Consider the following 16281-nt stretch of genomic DNA (forward strand, 5'->3'; position numbering starts at 1 on the left):
CGACTCTTTAGACATGGAAAAGGGCACAGCTTAATTTATCGGGATTCGAGACTGGGCTGATTCGAACAGCGCGACGGCGATGCCTTCGATGTCTGAACCCAGGTGCAACTTTTTCAGCCATCGAGACGGAATACCCGGTTTCGCATAGAACGCACCGGCTATCTGGCCAACGATCGCAGCGGTGGTGTCGGCATCGTCACCCAGATTGGCGGCTTGCAGCACGGCTGCCTCGAAGGAGTCAGTGGACCAGAAGCACCAGAGTGCGGCTTCGAGCGAAGCAATGCAGTACCCGGTTCCTCTGATCTGGTCGCGGTGCTTGTTCTTGAAACTGCCCGAAGCGAGGTCTTTGACTGCCGGTTGGCAATACTGGGCCGGAGAAAGGGCGAGCACATCGCCTTTCTCATGCCCTGCCAATGCCTTGAAAACCACCTCTGCCAACAACTGACACGACTCGATTGCCTCGGGAGCGCCATGGGTTGTGCGGGAACCTTGCTTTGCGGCCCATGCCATCGCGTTCTGGTCCGGAAAGTAGAAGAGGATGATGGGTGCCAGCCGCATGATCGAGCCGTTTCCAGCCGTTTCTGGATCAATGGAGCCAGCGAACGGCTCCCCAGTTTCCTGAAAAGTCATTAGCGCCTGTCTTACTGTCGTCCCGATATCGAAGCATTGCCCCGTCGAACTCCAGTAGCCCCAATGCCACCAATTAAGATACCGCGTCATCTGGTCCCTGGCATCGAAGCCGTTTTTTGAGAGCAGACTTTCTGCCAGGCAAAGTGCCATCGAGGTGTCATCTGTCCATTGGCCAGGGGCCAGAGCGAAGGGCCCACCGCCGACCATATCCGTGATCGGGCTCAGGGTCTCGCGGGAGCTGAATTCGAGGGTGGTGCCGACAGCATCCCCGCAAGCCAGGCCAAGCAGGCATCCGGCATAGCGATCCAGCAGATTGCTCTCAAAGTCCAATGGCTGTCTCCGAAGCGATGCTCAACAACGAGCATCATACGGCGGATGTCGCCTTCTGGCCGATTGCAGCCATCAAAAAGGGCTGAACCGGGCTGACAATTCATCCCGCTTCTGCGCGCGTCTCGAATCACCAGACAATCGGCTTGTTATCCCACGCCCAGAAACTCCCGCTGTCTTCCGGTCCATGGGCACCTATCACCTCGATAATGCGATCTGCCGAGAACGCCGGTTCGAACAGTTGTCCCTCCGGCACTTTCGCTTGGAATGGCTCGGACAGCTGGGTGTCCGTCGTGCCGGGGTGTATCGCCAGGACGGTGGAAGCCGGGTTGAGGCGTTTCAATTCGATACCCGCCGTGTGCAGCAGCTGGTTGAGCGCCGCTTTGCTGGCGCGGTAGCTGTACCAGCCGCCTAGGCGGTTGTCGCCGATGGAGCCGACCCTGGCGGAGAGCGCTGCGAAGGTGGCGGGTTGTTTGCGCAATAACGGCAACAGGTGCTTGAGCAGCAGGATCGGCGCGAAGGTATTGGTCATGAAGCTCGCTTGCAGGCTCGCCAGGGTCAGTTGCGACAGGCTTTTTTCCGCATTTGCACCGTCCTGGTGAAGGATGCCTAGGGTACTGATCACCAGGTGCAGGTGATCGCACTCCTCACGGATCTTGCTAGCGAGTGCGTCGAGAGCGTGTTCATCGCGCGCGTCGCAGTCGATTAGTTTCAGACGGTGCCCCTGTTGCTCGGCAAGCTTGGCCAGTTGCGCGCAGGTGCTGGCGTGTCGCGCCACGGCCCATACCTGCGCCACGTCATCGCGCGCAAGCAACGCCGCGCACAGTGCCAGGCCGATACCTCGGCTGGCGCCGCCTATCAGCACCTGGGCGCCGCCGCTCAATCCGGGAATCAAACTCATAAGGCACCTTCAAGGAGCATGGTCGAAGTAGTCTATGACTTCGGGCCCTGGCATGCCGTTCAGGTGGGGGCGGTCGCCGACAGGGAACCTCGATGCAAACCACCCTGTGCCGACGGTTCCCGTGGCGCTCTTCAACGCTCGTGCGCCGAGGGCAGTGGGGTTGCAGGGCCTTGCCGTGACCGCTCCTGCCGCCAAGAGCAACATGCGGCACCCTGTCGTGGGCGCTTGCGCCCTGCATTTACAACGCCCATCGCCTTGGTTCACCGGCACGCTTTTCGTATGATCGACGCCCCCGATACCTGGAAGCTGCTGGCGTGAAATCGTTACCTGAAGGTGCTCCACCGAGCCTGGCTGCCTCGGCCGGCGCGAAGTGGGATTTGAGCAGTGCGGTCACCCAGCTGTCGTGGGACGATCTGCGCATCATCAAGACCCTCAGCCAGTGCGGCAACCGTAACGACACCGCCAAGAAACTGGGGATCAACGTCTCCACCGTGTCGCGCCGCGTCGCCCAGGTCGAGAAGACCCTCGGGGTGGCGCTGTTCGATCACCGGCGTTCGGGCTACATGCTCACCGCCGAGGGCGAGGAATTGCGTGCCCTTGGCGAGCGCGTCGAGCTGGATATCGTCAGTGTGGCGCGGCGCGTATCGCGCGCCGGCGAAGGGCCGCTGGGCAAGCTGCGCATCACCACCAGCGACTCGCTGCTGCTGTATTTCCTGACGCCGATCATCGCCGACTTCAAGGCCCTCAACGAGGGCATCGCGATCGAGGTGTTGGTCGGTAACCAGACCTTGAGCCTGGCCCGTGACGAGTCGGATATCGCTGTGCGTGCGACCCGAAAGCCGGCGGAAAGCCTGGTGGGGCGCAAGCTGGCCACGATTGCCTGGGCGCCCTATGGCAGCGCGAAAGGGGAACCGGCGAGCGAGCCGTTCGGGGAAGAGCACGCCTGGGTGTCGTATTCCGGTGGTTTGTGCGGGCTCCGCGCAACCAGCTACGTGGAAAGCCGGGTGGCGCCTCACTGCATCGCCTACCGCACCGACTCGGTGGCAGCCGCCAGTGTGGCGATCGCTGCCGGGCTGGGTTTCGGCTTCCTGCCGTGCATGCTGGGCGATATGACCCCTGGCCTGGTGCGCGTCGGCCCGGTGGTGCCCGAGCTTCAGGACGAGTTGTGGCTGCTCACCCACCAGGACATTCGCAGGTCCTGGCGAGTGAAAGCATTCATGACCTTTTGCGCGGCCGCCGTCGCGGAACTCAAGCCCCTGGTCGAAGGGCAGCGGCCGCTTGCGCTCGAATAGCGCGAACGGGCGGGTTGCTCAGTCGTTCCGCGTGCCGATCACTGCCTTGCAGACGATCTCGATCAGCTGCGCGCGCTGGGCCAGTCGCGACACGCCGATGATGTTGCTGGCGCATTGTGGGCGCTCGCTGCCATAGGCGGTCTTGCGCACGTTGCCCACCACGGCGAATGCGGCGTCCATATCCAGTACGTAGAGGGTTTCCTCGACCACGTCTTCGAGCGTTGCGCCGTAGAGCGCGAGCAGCTTGGCGATATTGTCGTAGGCGCTGCGCATCTGCTCGCCCATGGACGAGAAATCGCTGGGTTTGCCGTCGCTGTCCAGCGGCGCAGGGGCAACCAGGTTGCCGTCTTCATCGTGGTTGAACTGGCCTGAGATGTAGATCTCGTTGCCCACCTTCCTCGCCTGCGGATAGCCATAGCTCGCCTCCCACGGCACGCCCCAGTAAGCGGTTTTCTTGTCGAACGGTTGTGTAGCTGGCATTGCAATCTCCTTGCTCTGAAGGCCGCCCAGGTGCGGTCACCTGAGTCGACGGGAAGCAAAGGCTAGCAGCGCAACAGGAAACTCAATGGCGCATTTTTGCATCTTCAGAGGTGCAATCTTGCGCCAGCGGCGCGGCGATCTTTCGGTTAACTTTTTCTCGAACTCGGGCAGCAGCCACCCCCCACGGTGCTGCCGCCTTCCTGGCGAATGCATGGTGAACGTGCCGCCGGGGCCCGTGAAAACACCGACACCCACCGCGAGGACGCTACCCATGAACAATCCCAAGACCGAAGTGCTGACCCCTCACAACAGCCAACTGATCTTTATCGACCAGCAGCCGCAGATGGCCTTTGGCGTGCAGAGCATCGACCGCCAGACCCTGAAGAACAACACGGTGGCGCTCGCCAAGGCCGCCAGGATCTTCAATGTGCCGACCACCATCACCAGCGTGGAGACGGAGAGCTTCTCCGGCCATACCTACCCCGAACTGCTGGCCGTGTTCCCCGATGCGCCGCTGCTGGAGCGCACGTCGATGAACTCCTGGGACGACCAGAAGGTACGCGACGCCCTCGAGCGCAATGGCCGCAGGAAGATCGTCGTCTCCGGGCTGTGGACGGAAGTGTGCAACGCCACCTTCGCGCTGTCCGCCATGCACGATGCCGACTACGAGATCTACATGGTCGCCGACGCCTCCGGCGGTACCAGCAAAGAGGCCCACGACTACGCCATGCAGCGCATGATCCAGGCCGGCGTGGTGCCGGTGACCTGGCAGCAGGTGCTGCTGGAGTGGCAGCGCGACTGGAAGAACCGCGACACCTACGACGCCGTCATGAACCTCGTCAAGGAGCATTCCGGTGCCTACGGCATGGGTGTCGACTACGCCTACACCATGGTGCACAAGGCGCCTGAGCGCGTTGCCCACGGTCCGACCCTGGCGCCGGTTCCGGCCGCCCAGTGAGCCCGGCTGCAGCCGCGCTGCGGGGCTGACCTGCGCTGCCTGGCGCAGCCGACACCCCGGCGCTGCGGCATTCGCCACAGCGCTGAACCAACCAATCGCGAGCACGAAGAACGGGGCGCGCCGAGCGCACACCGGTCTTCGTGGCTTCCGGCTGCGCGGTCAATGGCCCGGGTTTGCACCACGCCTCGATGACGCTGCGCGGATTTGCTCTTCACACAGGTATCGCCATGAACAGGGATCAGTGCACCGTGCTACCCAATATCGCCTGCATTTCGGCCGGGCCGCTGAGGCCCTGGCAGGAACGGCTCGCCAAACAGATGATGCTGGATAACCTGGACACGGGGATTGCGGTGTCCGCCCTTGCCGATGCCTGCGCCATGTCGCGCAGTCACTTCACCCGCAAATTCAAGCAGAGCACCGGGCTGGCGCCTCAGGAATGGCTGCGCCAACAGCGCGTTCAGCGCAGCAAGGAGCTGTTGGCCACCTCGACGCTGCTGCTCGTGGATATCGCCGTGGCATGTGGGTTCTACGACCAGCCGCACTTCTGCCGGGTATTCATGAAGACCGAAGGCATGACGCCCCATACCTGGCAGATGCAGGCCCGCTCGGCAGCTTGACGGGTGTGCCCGGCGCTCAATACGCCGCCAGGATTCCCTGCGGGTTGTAGCCGTGGATCACCGTGCCATTGACCTCCAGCACCGGCACGCCGCGGCCGCCCAGGGCATCGTAGGCACGGCGGGCGTCGGGGGATTTCTCGATGTCCAGCTCGGTGTAGGCGATGCCGCGCTCGCCGAGAAACTCGCGGGTCTGGGCGCAGTAGCCGCACCAACTGGTGGCATAGAGGATCACCTCGCCCTGGCCGGCCACCTGCTGCGGCTTGCCCAGCAGCATCGGCTCGAGGCGATCCCAGTGTTGCCAGGCGGCGAGCACCACGATAATCAGCAAAATCCGTTTCATAAGGGGCGTCTCGGCAGGCTGGTCCAGGGTCTGTGCCCGTTTCACGCACGGCTGAAACGGGCACGGACCCTGGCGTTATCGCTCAATCCTTGCGGCGTTTCAACTGGTCGGTCAGCTGGGTCGGCAGGTTGCGGATGGTCAGGGTGTCGGAGGCTTCGTCGTATTCGATCTTGGAACCCAGCAGGTGGGCCTCGAAGCTGATCGACAGGCCCTCGGCGCGGCCGGTGAAGCGGCGGAACTGGCTCAGTGTGCGCTTATCCGCGGGGATCTCCGGCGACAGGCCGTAATCCTTGTTGCGGATATGGTCGTAGAAGGCCTTGGGGCGTTCTTCGTCGATCAGCCCGGAGAGTTCTTCCAGGGTCATCGGCTCGCCCATCTTGGCCTGGCTGGTGGCGTAGTCGACCAGGGTGTCGGTCTTCGCCCGGGCCTGTTCTTCGGGCAGGTCCTCGCTCTCGACGAAGTCGCTGAAAGCCTTGAGCAGGGTGCGGGTTTCGCTGGGCGAGTCGACGCCTTCCTGGCAGCCGATGAAGTCGCGGAAGTACTCCGAGACCTTCTTGCCGTTCTTGCCCTTGATGAACGAGATGTACTGCTTGGACTGCTTGTTGTTGCGCCACTCGCTGATGTTGATGCGCGCCGCCAGGTGCAGCTGGCCCAGGTCCAGGTGCTTGGCCGGGGTCACGTCCAGCGCCTCGTTCACCGCCACGCCTTCGCTGTGGTGCAGCAGGGCGATGGCCAGGTAGTCGGTCATGCCCTGTTGGTAATGGGCAAACAGCACGTGGCCGCCGGTGGACAGGTTGGATTCTTCCATCAGCTTCTGCAGGTGCTCGACGGCCTGGCGGCTGAAGGCAGTGAAATCCTCGCCATCTTCCAGGTAGGTCTTCAGCCAGCCGCTGAAGGGGTAGGCGCCGGATTCCTCGTGGAAGAAGCCCCAGGCCTTGCCCTGCTTGGCGTTGTAGCTGTCGTTGAGGTCGGCCAGCATGTTCTCGATGGCCTGGGAGGCGCCCAGTTCGCTGTCGCGGGCATGCAGCACGGCGGGCGTGCCATCGGGCTTCTTGTCGATCAGGTGGACGATGCAGTGACGGATCGGCATGGGAAATCCTTGTGACAGCGAGTTGGAGGCGGCGGGTGATTGTACCCGAGCGGGCCGTCACAGGTGCAGCATGCCGGCCTTGTCGTGAACGACGCCCCGCCATAGAGTGCCGGCTGACATTCGATGACCAGGGAAGGGCGCTCCATGTCCGTTTTCAACCCCAATGCGCAGGTCCCTTCGCCAGCCTTGCTGGCGCAGCTCGAGGCGCTGATCGACCGTGGCCTGTTCCTGCAGGCCTTTGCCCTGGCCAGCGAACAGGGCGACCCGCGCTACTGGCAGGGGCCGGAGGCAATGACCTGCATGGCGCGGCTGGCCGGGCACATCGGTGCGCCGCGGCTGGCCGACGTGCTGACCTGGCTGGCCTACCGGCGCTACCCGCAGTCCTTCCATGCCCGCCTGCGTTTCCTGCGCATGCAGATGGCCAGGCGTGGTCACTACCGGGCCTGGCGGTTGCTGCAGGGCTTCGCTGACTGGCTGCCGGCCGAGGCGGCGCAGCAGGCTGAATGGCTGTCGTTCAAGGCTTACCTGTACGCCTCGCTGCGCGATTTCGACACGGCCCAGGCGCTGTACGAGCAGGCGTGCCTGCACGGCGACGGCGATCCGTGGCTGCTGGTCGAGCGCAGTCACGGCCTGGAACTGGAGGATCGCCGCGAAGAGGCCCTGGCGCTGTGCGAGCAGGTGCTGGCCCGCCAGCCCGACTTTCGCTCGGCGCTGAGCCAGGCGGCCGCCCTGCAGCTGCAACTGGGGCAGGTCGACAGCGCCCTGCAGTTGCTGCGCCGCGGCGCTCGGGAGATGCAAAGTGCAGCGATCTGCGCACACCTGGTCAACGTGCTGATCGAACGGGATGAACTCGACGAGGCGCGCGCCTGGCTCGACCACATGCAGACGCTGGAACGCATCAACGAGCGCAGCCCCACCGACTGGATCGCCGCGCGCCGTTGTGACATCGCCTGCCTGCAGGGCGACCATGGCGCTGGCCGGCAATGGGCCGAGAAAGCCGGCGGCGGCTTCTACGAGAAGATTCAGGCGCACCTGGCGAGCCCTACCGGGCGCCGGGTATTGCTGCCGGTGCCCTTCGTGCGCCAGCACCACATGACCTGCGTGCCGGCGACCCTGACGGCAATTTCCGACTACTGGGGCAAGCGCGTCGAGCACCTCGAGGTCGCCGAGGAGATCTGCTACGACGGCACCTCGCACCAGGCCGAGCGCGCCTGGGCCGAGCGCAACGGTTACCTGGCCGTGGAGTTCACCGCGGACTGGGCCACCAGCCGTGCCCTGATCGACCGCGGCATGCCATTCACCCTGACCCTGCAGTACACCGGCAGCGGGCACCTGCAGGCGCTGGTCGGCTATGACGAGCCGCGCGGCACCCTGCTGGTGCGCGACCCGGCGCAGCCCCACCATGGCGAGAGCCTGGCCGAGCTGCTGTTCGCGTCGCAGCGTGCGTCCGGGCCGCGCGGCATGCTGCTGTTGCCGGCCGACCAGGCGGCGCGCCTGGACGGGCTCGACCTGCCGGATCGCCAGCTGTGGGATCACTATTACCGCTTCACCAGCGCCCTGGAGGTGCACCAGCGCGACGAGGCGCTGGCCGCCTACCAGGCCCTGCAAGCCTTGAGCCCCGAACACCGGCTGACCTGGCAGGCGCAGCGTTCGCTGGGCTGGTACGACGGCCAGGAGCGCGAGGTGCTGCAGGGCACCGAAGCCCTGCTCGCGCAGTTTCCCGAGGATGCCAACCTGATCCTCTCCAAGGCCACTTCGCTGGCCCAGTTGCAGCCGCGCAGCGTGCAGCTCGCGTGGCTGGGCGGGCATTGTCAGGCGCGCTGGAACGAGCCGACCATCAGCGTGCGCTATGCCGAGTTGCTTAGCGAGGACGGTCGCTGCCACGGCCAGGTGGCCGAGATTCTCCAGCGCGTGCTGCTGCAGACGCCCACCCAGGCCCGCGCCTGGAACACGCTGGCCAGCCTGCGCTGGGGCGAGAATCGCCGTGAGGAGGCCTGTGAGCTGTATCTCCTGGCGGCCTGCCTGCACGCCTCCCACGAGGGTTATGCCGTGCAGTACTTTCGTGCCCTGCGTGCGCTGGGCCGAGCCGGCGAAGGCCTGCAGTTCCTCGAGCGCCGCCAGGCGCGGCTTGGCCGCCAGGCGGCGGCGCCCAGCCTGACCCTCAGCGAAACGCTGGAAGACATGCAGCGCCCCTACGAGGCACAGGCCGTGCTGGAGCAGGCGCTGGCCTGGCGCCCGGCAGATGGCGAGTTGCTGCTCGGTCTGGCCGAGCACCACGGGCGTAACGGCGATGCCCAGGCCTGCCAGGCGCTGCTCGCACAGGCCGAGCCGTTGTGCCGGCGGGCGGCGTGGCTGCGTGCGGCGGTGCAGGCCGGCATGCGCCGCCTGGAGGACCCGCGTCGGACCCTGGTCTGGGCGCGCGAGGCCGCCCAGCTCGAACCCCTGGCGGTGGCAGCGCACCGCCTGTGCGTGACCCTGCTGGAGCAGGGGCAGGGCAGCGAGGCCGCCGATGCCTATGTCGATGCCCTGGCTGCCGAGTACCCCCACCATCTGGGGATCGCCGAGCTGCAGGTCGAGCGTGCCAAGCGGCACTCCCTGCCCGCTACCGAGCAGGCGTTGCGGCGTCTGCTGGACAATCATCCCGAGCACGCCTGGACGCTGCGCGAGCTGGCCGGCTGCCTGGCGCGCCAGGGGCGGCGCGACGAGGCCCTGGTGGTGTGCCGACAGGCCGGACTGGTCGATGCCCAGAATACCTATTTTCACTCCACCCACGGCTTCGTGCTGCTGCAGGACGGCCAGCGCGAGGCCGCCCGCGAAGCCTTCCAGCAAGCCCTGCGGCTGTTCGCCGACAACGAATACGCCAGCAACATGCTGCTCGACACCTGCGAAAGCCAGCAGCAGGCCGTCGACACCCTGGCCGCGATCCATGCCGAGCTGACCCGCCAGGTGACCTTCGGTGATGGCTGGCTGGCCTATGAACAGCAGGCCCAGCGCCTGCTGGAGCCGCAGGCGCTGCTCGAACAACTGCGCGAGGCCCTCGGCCAGCGCGAGGACCTCTGGCAGCTGTGGGTGGTGGTCGCCCGCCAACAGGCGCGCATGGAGCAGTACGCTGCGGCGGCCGACACCCTGGGCCGGGCCATCGAGCGCTTCCCCCTGCTGCCGCGGCTGGCGCTGGAACTGGCGCGTCTGCACAAGCACCAGGGCGAGCTGGACGCCTGCTGCCAGGCCCTGCAGGAAAGCTTCCGCATCAACCCGCTGTGGACACCCACGGTAAGCCTGTACGTCGACTGCCTGCTGGAGCAGGGCGAGCGCCTCGAGGAGGCCGAGCAGCAGTTGCGCCGGGTGGTCGCGCAAGTGCCCGAGGACACCGAGCTGCGCGCCTACCTGGCCTACGTGCTGGGGCGTCGCGATGCGTTCGCCGAAGCGGCCGACCAGGCCGAGCGGGTGCTGCGTGCCGAGCCCGGCCACGAATGGGCGTGGAATCAGCTCAAGTACTATGCCGAAAAATTGCAGGCCGAAGGGCGCCCCCAGCAGCTGGCCAGGCAACTGGTGGAAAACCGCCCCGGCGACGTCGATGCCTGGCTCGCCCTGGCCGACCTGGATGATGACCGTGAGGCGCGGGAAAACGCCCTGCGCGCGGCGCTGGTTTACAGCCCGCGCAGCCGCGCGATCAACGACCGCCTGCTGCAGCTGCTGATGGAAGGAGAACGCTTCGGCGAAGTCCGCGAGGTGCTCGCCGCGCCCTGCTGGGAAGGAAAGCCGCCAGTGGAAATGGCCCTGTATGGTCCGCGTGCCCTGCGCGCCGAAGGGCACACCGGTGCCATCGAGGCGCTACGCGGGCTGCTGGCGCAGCACCCGGACTACTACGATGGCTGGCGCCAGTTGGCTGACTGGCACGACGAGGATGGCCAGTACCCGGCCTATATCGCCGCCGCTCGGCAGATGGTGCGCCTGGAACCGCGGCTCGCCATGGCCCATGGTTTTCTTGGCCACGCGCTATTGCTCAACGGCGACAAGGCCGAGGCGCTGCCGGCCTTCGAACAGGCCTGGGCACTGGATGCGCGCTACGGCTTCGCGGCGTTCAACAGCTTCGACCTGCTGCGCGAACTGCAGGGGCCTGGCGCGGCCCTGGCACGCCTGGATGCCTTGCTCGACGCGGGCGATCCGGTGGCCGCCTGGCGCCGCGTGCTGCCCCTGGCCAGGGGCAATGGCGACAAGGCGCTGTTGCAGCGCGCGCTGACCATCCTGGCCAGCGAGCCGGCGGCCGAGGCCACTTGGGAGCAGGATGTCGCCGACTTCGCCGTGCGCGAACCGGTGTTGCGCCAGGTGCTGGATGCCGGCGTGGCGGCGGGCGAGTTGCACAGCGCGGCCGTGGAAACCTGGCTGGGCTGGCGCACCCACGACATGCTCAGCAACCTGACCCTGTCGGCGGCCTTCGACAAGGCGCTGCGCAACGATCCCCGGCATGCCGCCAAGTGCGCCATGTTGCGGTTGCTGGGCGGTCACCGGCATGCCAATCGGATCCTGCTGGGCTCCACCCTCAAGCGCTGCCGCCAGGCGTTGGCCGAAAACGCCGATGTGTGGGGCGCCGCCAGCTATGCGCTGATCGAGAGCAAACGCTACCGCCTGATGTTCGAGACCCTGAGCGACTGGCGCCGGCCGGATACCCAGGCCTGGGCCCTGGACAACCTGGCGCTGGGCTACCGGCTGCGCGGCATGGATTCGATTGCCGCCGAGGTGTCGCAGCTGTCGCTGGAGCGTGACCCGAGGGGTGCCGATGGGCTCGTCTGGCTGGCGGTCGATGCGGCGTTGGCAGGCGACCAGGCCGAGCTGAACAGCCTGATCGAGCGCCTGCAGGACGCCTCGCTGCGCGACTACTACCGTGCGCTGTTCAAGCTGGCCCAGTGCGCTGCCACCGCCGACCCCGCACAGGCCCGGGAGGTTTTGCGCCAGGCCGAGGACATGGCCGGCCATGGGCATCTGCCGTTCTGGCGCTTGCGGCAGCGCCTCGGTGTTCGCCTGGGTTGGCACGGCGAGTTTCCGCCGGCGCGTTTGCGCTGGCAGCTAAGGCGCTGGTGGAAGAGCTGACAGCGCCGCGCGCCGGGATGGGCGCAGGCGATCAAGGATCAGCAGGCCGCTCAGCAGGCCGATGGCATACAGCGCATCGAACCCCAGCATCAGCAGGATAGCCAGGCACAACAGCGTGCTGAGGCCGGCCAGCCAGCGCCACAGGCCCTGCAACAGCAGCCAGCCGGCGGCCATGCTGAGCAGGTAGATGACGATGAAGTTGCCGTTGGCGTAGCGGATCAACTGGTCGAGGGACAGCGACAGGCTCCAGATCAGCGTGGTGCTCAGGGCGCAACTGAGTACCACCAGCAGCAGCGCCCTGGCCGGCACGCCATTGGCGTTGCGAACGGCCAGCGCGCGCGGCAGCTTGCCTTCGTCGGCCAGGCTCCAGATCAGCCGCGCGAAGCCCTGGATATAGACGTTCATCGAGGCGAAGCAGGCCAGGTAACCGATGCTTGCGCTGAGCCAGCGCGCCCCGTCGCCGAGCAGGACGTCGAGCATCAGCGGCAGCGAGGCGGCATCGGTGCGCGCATCGCCGTAGGCATGCAAGCTCAGCACCGCCACCGAGCAGGCCCAGTACACCAGGCCGGCGAGCAGCACGCCGAGCAACAGGGCGAGGGGGAAGTCGCGCTGCGGGTTCCTGAACTCCTCGCCCAGGTGGGTGAACGCCTCGATGCCGACGAAGCACCAGAACATCACGCCCAGGGCCACCGGCAGCAATTGCCAGTTGCCAGCCAGGGGCGGCAGCAGCGGTTGCCCGGCGTGGGGCAGGTCGCCCTTGAACCAGATCAGTGCGATGGTGGCGACGATGGCCAGGGCTATGACGATCTGCACGCTGCCCGAGGTGCGCGCCGGCCGTTGGCCGAGCAGCAGGATGACGCCCAGGGTGGCCAGCTGGATGGCCAGGATCGCCAGGTCGTTCAAGGTGAACAGGGCATGCCAGAAGCCGCTGGCGATATTCAGCGCCGCCGGCAGGCCCACCGGAATCACCGCGAGAAACAGCCAGGCGCTGGTGCGCTCCATCGATGCGCCGAATGCGCGGCCGATCAGGTGCGGCGCGCCGCCGGCATGGGGGTAGTGGCGACCGAGCTGAGCGAAGGTGAAGGCCATCGGCAGCACCAGCAGGATCAGCAGCAGCCAGGCCCACAGCGAGATTTCGCCCGCGGCCGTGGCGGCCAGCGCGGGAATCACGAAAACCCCGGTGCCCAGCAGTGACGTACACAGCAGGCCCACGCCCTGCAGCAGGCCCAGTTCCTTGTTCAATCGACTCATGTTGTATGCTCTCGCTCCTGACGCGGCCCCTGGCAGAGCGCCTGCCGGCCCTGTCGGCAATGGTAAGGCCGCCTCGCTTGGGCGGCTGCTGGCGAAGCGTCGCCGATCGCCGACGAAACGGCGGCAATGGCCGTCATCCTGTGCAGAGAGCTTCAGTGGACAAGTTCGATCAACGCATCATCGCCTTGCTGTGCGCCGACGCGCGCCTGACCGTCACCGAGGTGGCCCGCCAGGTCAACCTGTCACGCTCGGCCGTGAGCGAGCGCATCCGCCAGCTGGAAGCCAGCGGCGTCATCCAGGGTTACCACGCGCGCATCGCCGAACCCGACGCGGTGGTGGTCAAGGCCTACCTGGAGCTGTTCTACAAGGGCGGGCGCTGCGAGCAGTACGTCGAGCGCATGCGCGCCTTCCCGGAAGTGCGGCGCTGCTCGGGCATCAGCGGCGAGACCGATATGCTGATCTACCTCGAGGCTGCGTCCATGGAACGCCTCGCCGAAGTGCGCGGGCAAATCGAAAACCTGCCGGGCGTGTTCAAGGTCAAGACCCATATGGTGGTCAAGGATTGGGTGATGTGAGGCGGCGCGGTCCTGCTCCTAGGGAGCATGCTTATCGGTCCATCAAATCATCCAATACCGTCGCCAACGGCCGATAACCTGTTCGCTCGCCAAGCGTATCGGCGACATGCCCTGATCTGCCCTGCTTGCTGGAGGCGCTATGACGATTGTTCGAGGCAGTACAGACTGCGGCAACTCACCAAAGAACCTTTTTGTGCAGAGGGTTGCCGTGGCGTTGGTGAGCGGAGAGTTCATTGCGGATGCGTTCGCCGAAGGCGCCTTATGGCGCCACCCATCCGGCGTGATGGAAGGTCGCTCTGCTATCGGCGAATGGCTTGCGCAGCAGCACAAACCGGTCGAGGTAACGATTACCCATGCTATTTCCCACGGTCGCGTGGGGGCCGCCAATGGCACCCTGGTTCTTGACGGCCAGCCACGTCGGTTCGCCTTCGTATTCGAGTTCACCAGCACGAAAGCCAATCTCGTATCCCGGATCGAGAACTACGAATAGAGTAGGGCCGATCGCGCTTCTGCACACTGTGGCTGGGGTGTCAGAAGCTTTTTGTACCCACTGTCCCAACCATCGCTGCCACGGAGTTCCCGAATGCTGTTCGCTGATGCTTTCAAGTACAAGAAATGGGCGAATGAGGAGCTACTCGCGCTGGGCGAGCGCCAGCTAGAACAGCTTTCCGAGAACAATGCGGAGTTCTTTATCCGCATCCTCAACCACACCACGGTGGTCGACAGCCTGTTTATCAGCCGCCTGTGCAGCGAGGCGGAGCGCTACGTCGCTGACAACACCCGCGAGACGCCGAAATTCGCGGAGCTCAAGGCCCGCATCGCGCAGAACGATGCCTGGCTCGTCGACTTCGCTGAGCGCGCCACCGGCGAAGAACTGCGGCGAGTGATCGCCTTTCGCTTCACCGACGGCGACCTCGGCCAGTTGTCGGTCGAGGAAGTGCTGATGCACCTTCTGACCCATGGCAGCAATCATCGCGGCATGGCGGCACGCACCCTGGCGATCAATGGGCTCGAACGACCGAAGGATACCTTTACGCGGTATCTGCACGAGGCGCAGCCGGGCCGACGAGAAGCTGCCCGGCAAGCACTCAGCGGAACATCGTGCTCGCGCTGAGACCTCTGTTCACAGCCTTTTTAAATGGACATTGAAGAGGCTGCTACAAGGCAGAAGCGGCCGCTCCCAGCGTAGGGTGGACAACGCTCTTTTTGTCCACCATTGCGATCGCAGAGCGGTGGACGGGTAAAGCGTCGTCCACCCTACGAAAGGCCACTTGCGCCACTTTGCAGTCAAGGCGCTGGAGTCCAGCCGAAAGATCGTGAACAGCTTCTAAGCTGCCAGCGCTGCCGTATAGGTCTGCATCAGCAGTTGCCAGTCGCTCTCGGGCATTGCCCCGCAATGACGCTTCAGCTGGCGCATGTCATGGCGCGAAGCATCGGCGGTGCGCCAGCGGCGGCGGCTTTTCTCCAGGTCGAGCAGGGCGATCTCGGCGCTGGGGGAGCTGCCTTCATTGTCGTTAATTTTTATGAAGACATGCTTGGCGTAGCAGCAGCCATGCTGCCAGCCACCGCGATGCATGCGAGCCAGGGTATCGGCCAATGCAGCCAGCATGCGGGCCGACTGCTCGGCGCTGTGTTCTGTTTCGTACCACTGTTCCAGGCTGATGAACCCTGTCAGCGCCTGGGTGATCAACAGCGCCTGCCACTGGCCCTTATGCTTTCGGGCCGAGCCATAAACGAGCTTTGGTACCCGGACGCCCAACTCAGCGAGTGCCTGATAAGCCTGTAGCTCACGCATGATGGTCGGGCGGCCAAGTGGGTGGCGCAGGCTGCGGTACAGGTGGCCGGTTTGGCGTTTGCTGTACAGCATGGGGTGGGACGAGTCACGGGGCCGCAGCAGCTGAACGCCGCTTTCGCCCTCGCGACGTTTGTTGAGGGGCTCCACCCAGGCGCCGCGGCACTGCCACCAGCGCTCGAACATCGAGCCGGCCTGCATGGCCGGGTGTTGAACGATGACCGTCGCCATCACTTCGCCTCACCCTTGCGCAGTACATAGGTGCGCCACATGGCATAGCCGGGTAGGAAGTCGCGGTGGCCGAGCACCTGAAAACCCGCCTCGAGAAACTCGGCCTCGATCTCCCCACGGCGCACCACGAAGCGGTTCTCGCCACTGCCACGGCGTTTCGCCAGGCGGTTGCGGCGCCAGGCCTTGTAGTTGCCATCGACCCACAGCGAGACGATCACGCTATCGCGGGTAACCCGGTGGAATTCGCGTAATGCCGCCAGACGGTGCTCTGCCGATTGGAAATGATGCAGCAAGCGAATGCAGAACACGCAGTCCACCGAATTATCGCTCAGGGCGATTTCGAAGGCCGAGGTCTTGAAGGTCTTTACCCGGTTGACGACCTCGGGCGGCTGGGCGGCGAGGGCGGTGGCGAGCATGTCCGCAGAGTTGTCGGCGGCGAGGATCACCCGGTTCGGGTGCTCGGTGAGCAGCGGCCAGAAGCGGCCCGCGCCGCAGGGCAGGTCGAGCACCAGGTTGGGGTCGCCGGCCAGGCGCAGGGCGCTGCGGCCGACCTGCAGGTCGCGCCAGTGCGACAGCCGCCTGGCCAGGCCGTCCTGGTGCTTGTGCAGGTAGCGCTGGGCGTGCTGCCGGTCGTATTTGCCGGAAAAGGCCAGTTCGATGGAGCGGGATTTGGACATGGCGAGGCACCTCTGGGAGAGTGCCTCGATGC

The 16281-nt window shown here is 65.4% G+C and carries 15 protein-coding genes; 7 read left to right on the forward strand and 8 right to left on the reverse strand.

The features are described from left to right. Window positions 1–30 precede the first annotated feature (30 nt). Both K8U54_RS16525 and K8U54_RS16530 read right to left on the reverse strand, forming a co-directional pair. A complete protein-coding gene (locus K8U54_RS16525; RefSeq protein ID WP_249906831.1) occupies window positions 31–960 on the reverse strand; it encodes an ADP-ribosylglycohydrolase family protein in 930 nt (309 codons plus the stop codon). A 127-nt stretch (window positions 961–1087) separates the two neighbouring features. Then, window positions 1088–1858: an SDR family NAD(P)-dependent oxidoreductase gene (locus tag K8U54_RS16530; RefSeq protein WP_249906832.1), complete on the reverse strand. Its 771-nt coding sequence runs from the start codon at window positions 1856–1858 to the stop codon at window positions 1088–1090. Window positions 1859–2172: 314 nt separating this feature from the next. Between K8U54_RS16530 and K8U54_RS16535 the strand changes: the two genes are divergently transcribed. After that, window positions 2173–3150, forward strand: a complete 978-nt coding sequence (locus K8U54_RS16535; RefSeq protein ID WP_249906833.1) for a LysR family transcriptional regulator — start codon at window positions 2173–2175, stop codon at window positions 3148–3150. Between the two features lie 18 nt (window positions 3151–3168). Here the strand turns inward: K8U54_RS16535 and K8U54_RS16540 are convergent, their stop codons facing one another. Then, window positions 3169–3630 (reverse strand): RidA family protein, encoded by a 462-nt coding sequence (locus tag K8U54_RS16540; protein ID WP_249906834.1) that lies wholly within the window; start codon window positions 3628–3630, stop codon window positions 3169–3171. Between the two features lie 271 nt (window positions 3631–3901). Between K8U54_RS16540 and K8U54_RS16545 the strand changes: the two genes are divergently transcribed. Next, window positions 3902–4588, forward strand: coding sequence for a hydrolase (locus K8U54_RS16545; protein ID WP_249906835.1), 687 nt, complete (start codon window positions 3902–3904; stop codon window positions 4586–4588). A gap of 227 nt (window positions 4589–4815) precedes the next feature. Beyond that, window positions 4816–5205 (forward strand): helix-turn-helix domain-containing protein, encoded by a 390-nt coding sequence (locus K8U54_RS16550; RefSeq protein WP_249906836.1) that lies wholly within the window; start codon window positions 4816–4818, stop codon window positions 5203–5205. A gap of 16 nt (window positions 5206–5221) precedes the next feature. Here the strand turns inward: K8U54_RS16550 and K8U54_RS16555 are convergent, their stop codons facing one another. Further along, complete coding sequence (locus K8U54_RS16555) at window positions 5222–5545, reverse strand: glutaredoxin family protein (protein ID WP_249906837.1); 324 nt, start codon at window positions 5543–5545, stop codon at window positions 5222–5224. Window positions 5546–5627: 82 nt separating this feature from the next. After that, window positions 5628–6635, reverse strand: coding sequence for a nucleoid-associated protein YejK (gene yejK / locus K8U54_RS16560; protein WP_249906838.1), 1008 nt, complete (start codon window positions 6633–6635; stop codon window positions 5628–5630). A 144-nt stretch (window positions 6636–6779) separates the two neighbouring features. On the opposite strand from yejK, the gene K8U54_RS16565 reads away from it, so the two are divergent. Continuing rightward, window positions 6780–11723, forward strand: a complete 4944-nt coding sequence (locus tag K8U54_RS16565) for a tetratricopeptide repeat protein (protein WP_249906839.1) — start codon at window positions 6780–6782, stop codon at window positions 11721–11723. On the opposite strand, the gene yjeH is transcribed toward K8U54_RS16565, so the two are convergent. Continuing rightward, window positions 11700–12974 (reverse strand): L-methionine/branched-chain amino acid transporter, encoded by a 1275-nt coding sequence (gene yjeH, locus K8U54_RS16570; protein WP_249906840.1) that lies wholly within the window; start codon window positions 12972–12974, stop codon window positions 11700–11702. The genes K8U54_RS16565 and yjeH overlap by 24 nt on opposite strands. Window positions 12975–13129: 155 nt before the next feature. Between yjeH and K8U54_RS16575 the strand changes: the two genes are divergently transcribed. The 3 genes from K8U54_RS16575 to K8U54_RS16585 all read left to right on the forward strand — a co-directional run bounded on the left by K8U54_RS16575 (window position 13130) and on the right by K8U54_RS16585 (window position 14663). Beyond that, window positions 13130–13549: an Lrp/AsnC family transcriptional regulator gene (locus tag K8U54_RS16575; protein WP_070888008.1), complete on the forward strand. Its 420-nt coding sequence runs from the start codon at window positions 13130–13132 to the stop codon at window positions 13547–13549. Between the two features lie 139 nt (window positions 13550–13688). Continuing rightward, the gene (locus K8U54_RS16580; protein ID WP_249906841.1) at window positions 13689–14039 is read left to right on the forward strand and encodes a nuclear transport factor 2 family protein; all 351 of its coding nucleotides are present in this window, start codon (window positions 13689–13691) and stop codon (window positions 14037–14039) included. Window positions 14040–14132: 93 nt separating this feature from the next. Next, window positions 14133–14663, forward strand: coding sequence for a DinB family protein (locus tag K8U54_RS16585; RefSeq protein WP_249906842.1), 531 nt, complete (start codon window positions 14133–14135; stop codon window positions 14661–14663). A 213-nt stretch (window positions 14664–14876) separates the two neighbouring features. On the opposite strand, the gene K8U54_RS16590 is transcribed toward K8U54_RS16585, so the two are convergent. Next, window positions 14877–15572, reverse strand: coding sequence for a lipopolysaccharide kinase InaA family protein (locus tag K8U54_RS16590; RefSeq protein WP_249906843.1), 696 nt, complete (start codon window positions 15570–15572; stop codon window positions 14877–14879). Beyond that, window positions 15572–16249: a class I SAM-dependent methyltransferase gene (locus tag K8U54_RS16595; protein ID WP_249906844.1), complete on the reverse strand. Its 678-nt coding sequence runs from the start codon at window positions 16247–16249 to the stop codon at window positions 15572–15574. Before K8U54_RS16595 ends, K8U54_RS16590 begins: the two co-directional genes overlap by 1 nt. Between the last annotated feature and the right edge of the window lie 32 nt (window positions 16250–16281).

Source organism: Pseudomonas fulva, from assembly GCF_023517795.1.
Classification (GTDB): Bacteria; Pseudomonadota; Gammaproteobacteria; order Pseudomonadales; family Pseudomonadaceae; genus Aquipseudomonas; species Aquipseudomonas fulva_D.